Source organism: Actinophytocola sp., from assembly GCF_045807065.1.
In the GTDB taxonomy this organism is placed as follows: domain Bacteria; phylum Actinomycetota; class Actinomycetes; order Mycobacteriales; family Pseudonocardiaceae; genus Actinophytocola.
This window is the reverse complement of record NZ_JBJMIE010000689.1, coordinates 1-7,507: the sequence shown is the minus strand read 5'-3', so window position 1 is coordinate 7,507 and position 7,507 is coordinate 1. Positions and strand designations below refer to the sequence as shown.

Here is a 7,507-nt window from a genome sequence, read left to right as displayed (position 1 = left end):
GTGTCCATGGCCTCGGCCACGCCGAGGCCATGGCGCCACAGGTGGTGCCGGAACGCGAGTGTCGCGTCCCAGTCCAGCGCCGCCGGCGCCCCGGGCACGTTCTCCGCCAACGGGTCGGCCACCACGTGGGCGGCGGCGTAGGCGATGCGGCTGGTGGCCGGGGTGCGGCCGGCGCCCACCACTGCACCGCCCCGCAGCTCGTAGCGCTCCCCACCGGGGAGCACGATGGAACTCATCGGAACAGCTCCGGTACCTCTATCCGCCGGCCCTCACGGGCGGCCCGCAGCCCCAGCTCGGCCAGCTGCACACCCCGTGCGGCGGCGGCGAAGTCCCACGGGAACGGCTCGCCTCCGTAGACGTGGCGCAGGAAACGCTCCCACTGCACGCGGAAACCGTTGTCGAAGGGCTCGTTGTCGGGGACCTCGGCCCAGTCGCCCCGCGCGTCGGCGCCCGCCGGCGCATCCGGGTCCCACACCGCCATCGGGGTCGCCACCCGGGACTGGGCGCGGCAGCGGCGCAGCCCCGCGACCGCGGAGCCCGCCGTGCCGTCCACCTGGAACTCGACCAGCTCGTCCCGGAACACCCGGACGCACCAGGAGGAGTTGAACTGGGCGATCACGCCGCCGTCCAGCTCGAAGATCGCGTACGCCGCGTCGTCGGCCGACGCCGTGTACTCCTCGCCGTTCTCGTCCCAGCGCTTCGGGATGTGCGTGCGGATCGTGGCCTGCACCGCGCGGACCGGGCCGAACAGGTTCTCCAGCACGTAGTGCCAGTGCGGGAACATGTCCAGCGCGACACCGCCGCCGTCCTCGGCCCGGTAGTTCCACGACGGCCGCTGCGCGCGCTGCCAGTCGCCCTCGAACACCCAGTAGCCGAACTCCGCCCGGACGGACAGGACCCGGCCGAAGAAGCCGCTGTCGACGAGGCGCTTGAGCTTTCGCAGGCCGGGCAGGAAGATCTTGTCCGCCACCACGCCGTTGCACACCCCCGCCGCGGTCGCCGCGCGCGCGAGGTCCAGTGCGCCCGCGACGTCCATGGCGAGGGGTTTCTCGGTGTAGATGTGCTTGCCGGCGTCGATCGCCGCCTTGATCGCCTTCTCGCGCCGCTGGGTGGTGAGCGCGTCGAAGTAGATCTCGACGTCGTCGCGGGCGAGCGCGGCGTGCAGATCCGTGGTCCAGTCGGACAACCCGTGCTGCCCGGCGATCTCGGCGAGCTTTCTCTCGTTGCGGCCGACCAGCACCGGCTCCGGCCAGAGCACCGTGCCGTCGGGCAGCGGGAGGCCGCCGTCCGCACGGATGGCCAGGATCGAGCGGACCAGATGCTGGCGGTAACCCATGCGTCCGGTCACGCCGTTGAGGACGATGCCGATCGACCTGCGGGACATGTGGTTCTCCTATTAGTGAGACTCGTGTGCGCCGAGAAGTTCACGGATCTCGCGGGTGAGCGCGCCGAACCGGGTGTCGGTCATCACCTGCGCGTACTCCCGTTCCCGGGGCAGTTCCACCGGCAGCGTGCGCATCAACCGGCCCGGGCGCGGGCTCATCACCTCCACCCGGGTGCCGAGGAACACGGCCTCGGCGATGGAGTGCGTGACCAGCAGGATGGTCGTGCCGGTCTCCCGCCAGATCTTGTTCAGCTCGGCGTTGAGCTGCTCGCGGGTCAGCGCGTCGAGCGCGCCGAACGGTTCGTCCATGAGCAGGACCGGCGGCTCGTGCAGCAGCGCGCGGCACAGCGCCACCCGCTGCTGCATGCCGCCGGAGAGCTCGTGCGGCAACGCCTTCTCGAACCCGGTGAGACCGGTCAGCTCGATCAGCTCGTCGGCACGCCGCCCGGCCCTGGCCCTGTCCATGCCGCGCATCTCGGCCTGCAGCAGGATGTTCTTGCGCACGCCCCGCCACTCCAGCAGTGCCGCGCGCTGGAACGCGAAGCCGATGTTCCGCTGTGGCCTGGTGACCTCGGTGCCGAACAGCGAGATCGTGCCCTCGGTCGGCCTCACCAGCCCGGCGACCGCCTTGAGCAGGGTGGACTTGCCGCACCCGGACGGGCCGACGATCGAGATGAACTCGCCGGCCTCGATCCGCATGCTGACGTCGTCGAGCGCGGTGGTGGTGGACCGCTTGGAGCGGAACCGGACCGTCACGTTCTCGATGTCGACGGCGGTGCCGGTCATAACTGCGTCACCGCTCACGACGTCCCCTCGCAGGCTCGGTGACGCCGTTCGTCGGCGCCGTGCCCATGGTTTGCTCCGCAAGCTCCGCTCACGCCTGTCATGATCCGTCGGCCTTCGCGAAGCTGCCGTTCCAGTACTTGGACGGCTCGCCCGGCTCCTTCAGCCCGGCGTTCTTCGACATGACGTCAATGGTGTCGCTCCACTGCTTCTCCGTGTTCACCCCCGGCGCGCCGGCGGTCTTCAGCTGCAGCAGCGTGATCGCCAGCTTGAGCTGCTTGACGAGGACCTCCTGCGGCGGCTCGTTCTCGGCCAGGTCGACCATGACCTTCGCGGCGTCCTCGGGGTGCTTCGCGGCCTCGGTCCACGACTTCTGGGTGGCCCGCACGAACTTGCCGACGAGGTCCTTTTTGGACGATAGCGTATCATCGCTGGCTACGATGCCGAGGCCGAGCATGTTCAGCCCGGAGTCGGCGAACAGCAGGTGGTCGACCTTCTTGCCGGTCTTGTTCTCGATCGTCGGCCCCTGGTCGTGGAAGAAGCCCATGATCGCGTCGACCTGACCGGCCGCGAGCTGCGCGATCTTGTTGGCGGCGTCCATGTTCACGACGGTGACGTCCGACGGCTGCATGCCGTTCGCCGCGAGCAGCGCGGGGAACGACGCGTACATGGCGTCGCCGGGGGTGCCGCCGACGGTCTTGCCCTTGAGGTCCTTGATGGACTTGATGTTCTTCTCCGCCAGGAACTCGATCGACGCCGGTCCCTTCTGCAGGAACACACCGACGCTCTTCACCGGCATGCCGCTCGAGATCGCGTTGAGCAGCGGCGGGGTGTCCGCCCAGCCGAACGTGGTCTGGCCCTGCGCGACCGCCTTGATCGTGGTGCCGGAACCGCTGCCCGGCTTGATCTGCAGGTCGATGCCCTCGTCGGCGTAGTAGCCCTTCTCGATCCCGTAGTAGAACGGCGCGTGCTCGCCGTAGGGCACCCAGTTGAGGGTGAAGGTGACCGTCTCCTTCGGACCACTGCTGCCCGAGTTCGTCGAACCCGAGCCGCTGTTGTTGTTCTGCCCGCTCGGGGCGCACCCGACGAGTAGTGCCGCGGCGACTATGCCTGTCAGTAAACGCTTCATTGAGATGTCCCTTCGGAGCGGAGCTTGCGGGTGGCCCGGCAGCTCAGGAGGTCGTGAGTGGGGTGGCGGCCCGGCGGCTGGCGTGCCACGGGATCAGCAGGGCCTCGAGCACCTCGACGGCCACGAACAGGAGGATGCCGATGAGCGACATGAGGATCAGGGCGGCGAACAGCAGCGGCGAGTCGAGGTTCCCGTTGGCGATCATCAGCTCGTAGCCGAGCCCCTCGCTGGCCCCGACGAACTCGCCGACCACCGCACCGACCACGGCGAGCGTCACCGCCACCTTCAACCCGGCCATGAGATGGGGCAGCGCGTTGGGGAAACGGATCTTGCGGAACGTCTGCCACCGGCTGGCGCCCATGGTCGAGGACAGTTCCAGCAGCTCGGGGTCGGTCGAGCGGAGCCCGGCCACCCCCGAGACGACCACGGGGAAGAACGCGATCAGCACCGCCAGGATGATCTTCGAGGCGAGACCGTTGCTGAACCACACGACGATCAGCGGTGCGATCGCGATCTTCGGGATCACCTGTGCGAACAGGACGATCGGGTAGAGCGTCCGCTCCATCGTCCTCGAGTAGGCGATCGCCACGGCCGTGACGAGGCCGAGCACGCTCGCGAGCAGGAAGCCGACCACCGTCTCGTAGAAGGTGACGTAGGAGTGGTACATCAGCGACGACCAGTCCTGGACGATCCGGTCCCACACCGCCTTCGGCGTCGGCACCAGGTACGGCTGCACCCAACCGGCCGCGGTGATGATCCACCACGCCACGAAGATGAGCCCGAGCAGCAGCGCCGGCCGCCACAGCGAGTCGAGGAGCTTCACGACGCGCGTGCCCATCGTGGCACCCGGCATCGGTTCCGGCGTGGGCCTCGCCGGTTTCGGCTCGGCCCGTGCTTCGTTTGAGGTCACCATGCTTGACACCTAATGCCGCCACCTTCTCATTCTCAAGCGAACTCGAACCAGTCGAGGTTGAACAGGTCTCCGGTGCCGCCCCTGGCCACGAGGAACAGCTCGTGCGTGACGCCGGGGTCGGTCACCGGTGCCGTGACCACGGTCCAGTTCTGGCCGCCGCCGGTCACCGGTACGGCGGCGCCGCCCAGCAGCGGGCCGTCCGGGTTCCCTTGCCGTATTTCGATCGTGCCGCCGTTGGCGCTGCTGGCGACGCGGAACCTGAGGCCGGTCACGCCCTTCAGGTTCACCGGGGTGAAGCTCAACCAGTCACCGTTCGAGATGCCGCCGACCAGGCCGGCGCCGTTGCCCTCGCTGTTGTTGACGACGCGGGTGCCGCTCTGCCGGCTGTAGTGCTCGGCCTCCTTGTGCCGCGGCTGCAGCGTGACGCGGTCGGTCGCGGTGAGCGCCGGGGTGCCCGTGTCGGTGTAGCTCGCGTCGAGGACGTAGGTCAGGTTGTCCTTGGGCTCGTGGCCGGCGACGATGGTCGGGGTCAGTTCGCCCGCGCAGCCACGGTTCTGGCTCACCGGGTGCACCTGCCGCAGGTGGCCGACGCCGCCCTTCGTCAGCGGCAGGTCGCAGTCGACCGCGCCGTCGGGGTCGGTCACCCGCAGCGTGTACGGGATCGGCACGCCCCAGTCGAAGACCTGGCCCTCCACCGGATCCGTGATCCTGACGGTCGGTGCCGTGTTGCCGACCGTCACCCTGACGGTGGTCGCCGACCCGCGGCCCGTCGGGTCGGTGACGACGAGGCGTGCCTGGTGCGTGCCGTCGCTGGTGAACGTGTGGGTCGGGTCGGCGTCCGTCGAGTCGGTCCTGCCGTCACCGTCGAAGTCCCACGCGTACGTGAGTGCCTGGCCGTCCGGGTCCGTCGACTGGCTGGCGAGGCGGACGGTCAGCGGGCCGTGGCCGGAAGCCGGGGTCGCGGTGGCCCTGGCGACCGGCGCGCGTTCTCCCGGGCGGAGGTAGTCGAGGCGGTAGATGCCCGAGTCCCAGTTGGGGTCGCCACGGCCGGAGCCGCCGTAGTTCGTCCCCCACTCGATCACGTACAGCGCGCCGTCCGGGCCGATCTCCATGTCTATCGGCCGCAGGAACGTGCTGTGCGGCAGGAACCTGTTGAGGGACAGGGCGTTCCCCGCGCCGTCCTTCTTCACCTCGAAGACGGCGTTGCGCGTCCAGTCGGCGATGAACGTCGTGCCGTCGTAGTACTCGGGGAGTTTCGTCTCCGAGTCGAGGTCGGGGTTGTAGTGGTAGGTGGGGCCGCCGACCGCGAGGCGGCCGCCGGTGCCCAGCTCGGGCCACTCGTCACTGACCCGGTACGGGTAGGGCAGCCAGGCCGGTTGCACGGGCGGGAGCCGCGTGAGGCCGGTGTTGTTCGGCGAGTTGTTGGTGGGGCCGCCGTCGCAGTCGTACGGCTGGCCGGGGGTGCCGGTCGCGAAGTCGTACTCGATGTACGGGCGGTTCTTGCCGATGCACAGCGGCCAGCCGAAGTTGCCGGGTGCCTTCGCGATGTTGAACTCGTCGTAGCCCATCGGGCCGCGGGTCGGGTTGTCGTCCTGCGCGTCCGGGCCGACCTCGCCCCAGTACACCCAGTCGTTGGTGGGGTCGACGTGCAGGCGGTACGGGTTGCGCAGGCCCATCACGTAGATCTCGGGGCGAGTCCTCGCGGTGCCGGGCGGGAACAGGTTGCCGTCCGGGACCGTGTACGTGCCGTCGGGTTCCGGGTGGACGCGGAGGATCTTGCCGCGGAGGTCGTTGGTGTTGGCGGCGGTGCGCTGGGCGTCCTGGTTCTCCCGGCCGGGGCGCTCGTCGATCGGCGCGTAGCCCTCGCAGCACGGGTCCGTGTTGTCGCCGGTGGCGAGGTACAGGTTGCCCTTGCTGTCGAAGTCCATGCCGCCGCCCTCGTGGGCGTTGATCTCCCGCTGGGAGAAGAACTCCAGCAGGACCTTCTCGTTCTTGACGGTGTTGGTGAACTCGTCGAAGGTGACCCGCGACAGGCGGTTCACGTTCTTGGTCCGCGGCGAGTAGTAGACGTAGATGTAGCCGTTCCTGGCGAAGTCCGGGTCCAGCGCGAAGCCGTGCATGCCGTGGGTCTGCAGGACGAACGCGTCGAACCTGCCGGCCTCGTAGGTGTGGCCGACCCGCGGGTCGTAGACGTTGAGCTGGCCGGCGCGCTGGATGTAGAAGACGCGGCCCCGGTTGTCGACCTCGAGCTGCAGCGGGTCGTCGGTGTCGCCCTCGAGGAGGGTCTTCCGCCAGCGGTCGTCCTGGGTGGGTCCGCAGTCGCCCTTGGCCGCGCCGGCCGCCCACTCGATGCCGCCGAGGATGTGCGCGCGGAAGTTCTGGTCGCTGTACGCGCTCACCTCATGGCCGAGACCCGTGTACCAGGAGCGGCCGCCGTCGAAGTCCTGGCACCAGGAGATGGGGTGGTCGGCGCCCATCGTGTGGCCGGTGTAGCTGCGGGTGTCATAGCTGGCGAGGACGTGCACGCTGCCGCGGGGGTTGGTGCGGAAGTCGTAGGGCTCCTCGGTCCACGCCCAGTCCTGGGGCAGGTCCCTCGTCGACGGGTGGACGCGGTCGTCGACCTGCACCCTGAGCGGCTGGACGGCCGGGTGCTTGTCGAAGAAGGCGCCCACCAACTGGCCGTACCAGGGCCAGTCGTACTCGGTGCCGCTGGCGGAGTGGATGCCGGCGTAGCCACCGCCGCCGCGGATGTAGCGTTCGAACGCGGCACGCTGGTCCGCGGTGAGGATCGCGCCGTCGCGGCTGTTGGTGTTGTTGAAGACGACCGCCTGGTAGGGGGCGAGGCCGGCGTCGGTGAAGACGCTCGCGTCGTCGGTGACGGTGACGCCGAAGCCGTGCTCGGCGCCCAGCTCGACGATCGCCTGCTGACCGGCGGGGATCGAGTCGTGGTGGTAGCCGTTGACCTTGGAGAAGACGAGCACTTCGAACCGGGCCTGAGCGGTCGCGACCGGTGCCGCCATGGTGCCCACGACCAGCGACAGACAGAACGCTGCGACGCAGCTCCGGGTTCTCACGAGTTCCTCCCGCCATGGGCGACTCTGCCAGGCAAGCGCTTTCCCAGGACTCTATTTGTCCGAACCTGGTCGCGGCAAGGGCTTTCCTATGATCAACAGTAACGGTATGTATCGGTCCCGCAGCGGTCAGTCGTACCGGTAATTGTCGAGGAGCCCGCACATGCCCAGGCGACCCCGCTCGTCGGGCCCGGATTTCGCGTTGACGCGAGATCGCCGCAGGTGGC

6 protein-coding genes are annotated in these 7,507 nt (G+C 69.1%); all 6 read right to left on the bottom strand.

All coding sequences use genetic code 11. The features are described from left to right. On the bottom strand, nt 1-236 hold a 236-nt coding region (locus ACJ73U_RS40545; protein WP_407783095.1), incomplete at its 3' end, for a DUF993 family protein. Further along, on the bottom strand, nt 233-1,384 hold the full coding sequence (locus tag ACJ73U_RS40540) for a Gfo/Idh/MocA family protein (protein ID WP_407783094.1): 1,152 nt from the start codon (nt 1,382-1,384) through the stop codon (nt 233-235). The genes ACJ73U_RS40545 and ACJ73U_RS40540, both read right to left, overlap by 4 nt. 12 nt (nt 1,385-1,396) lie before the next feature. Continuing rightward, a complete protein-coding gene (locus tag ACJ73U_RS40535; RefSeq protein ID WP_407783096.1) occupies nt 1,397-2,170 on the bottom strand; it encodes an ABC transporter ATP-binding protein in 774 nt (257 codons plus the stop codon). 97 nt (nt 2,171-2,267) lie between these two features. Further along, nucleotides 2,268-3,296, bottom strand: coding sequence for an ABC transporter substrate-binding protein (locus tag ACJ73U_RS40530; protein ID WP_407783093.1), 1,029 nt, complete (start codon nt 3,294-3,296; stop codon nt 2,268-2,270). A 43-nt stretch (nt 3,297-3,339) separates the two neighbouring features. Beyond that, entirely contained in the window at nt 3,340-4,134 is a 795-nt protein-coding gene (locus tag ACJ73U_RS40525) for an ABC transporter permease (protein WP_407783092.1), read from the bottom strand. A 107-nt stretch (nt 4,135-4,241) separates the two neighbouring features. Beyond that, nucleotides 4,242-7,283, bottom strand: a complete 3,042-nt coding sequence (locus ACJ73U_RS40520) for a ThuA domain-containing protein (RefSeq protein WP_407783091.1) — start codon at nt 7,281-7,283, stop codon at nt 4,242-4,244. Nucleotides 7,284-7,507 lie beyond the last annotated feature (224 nt).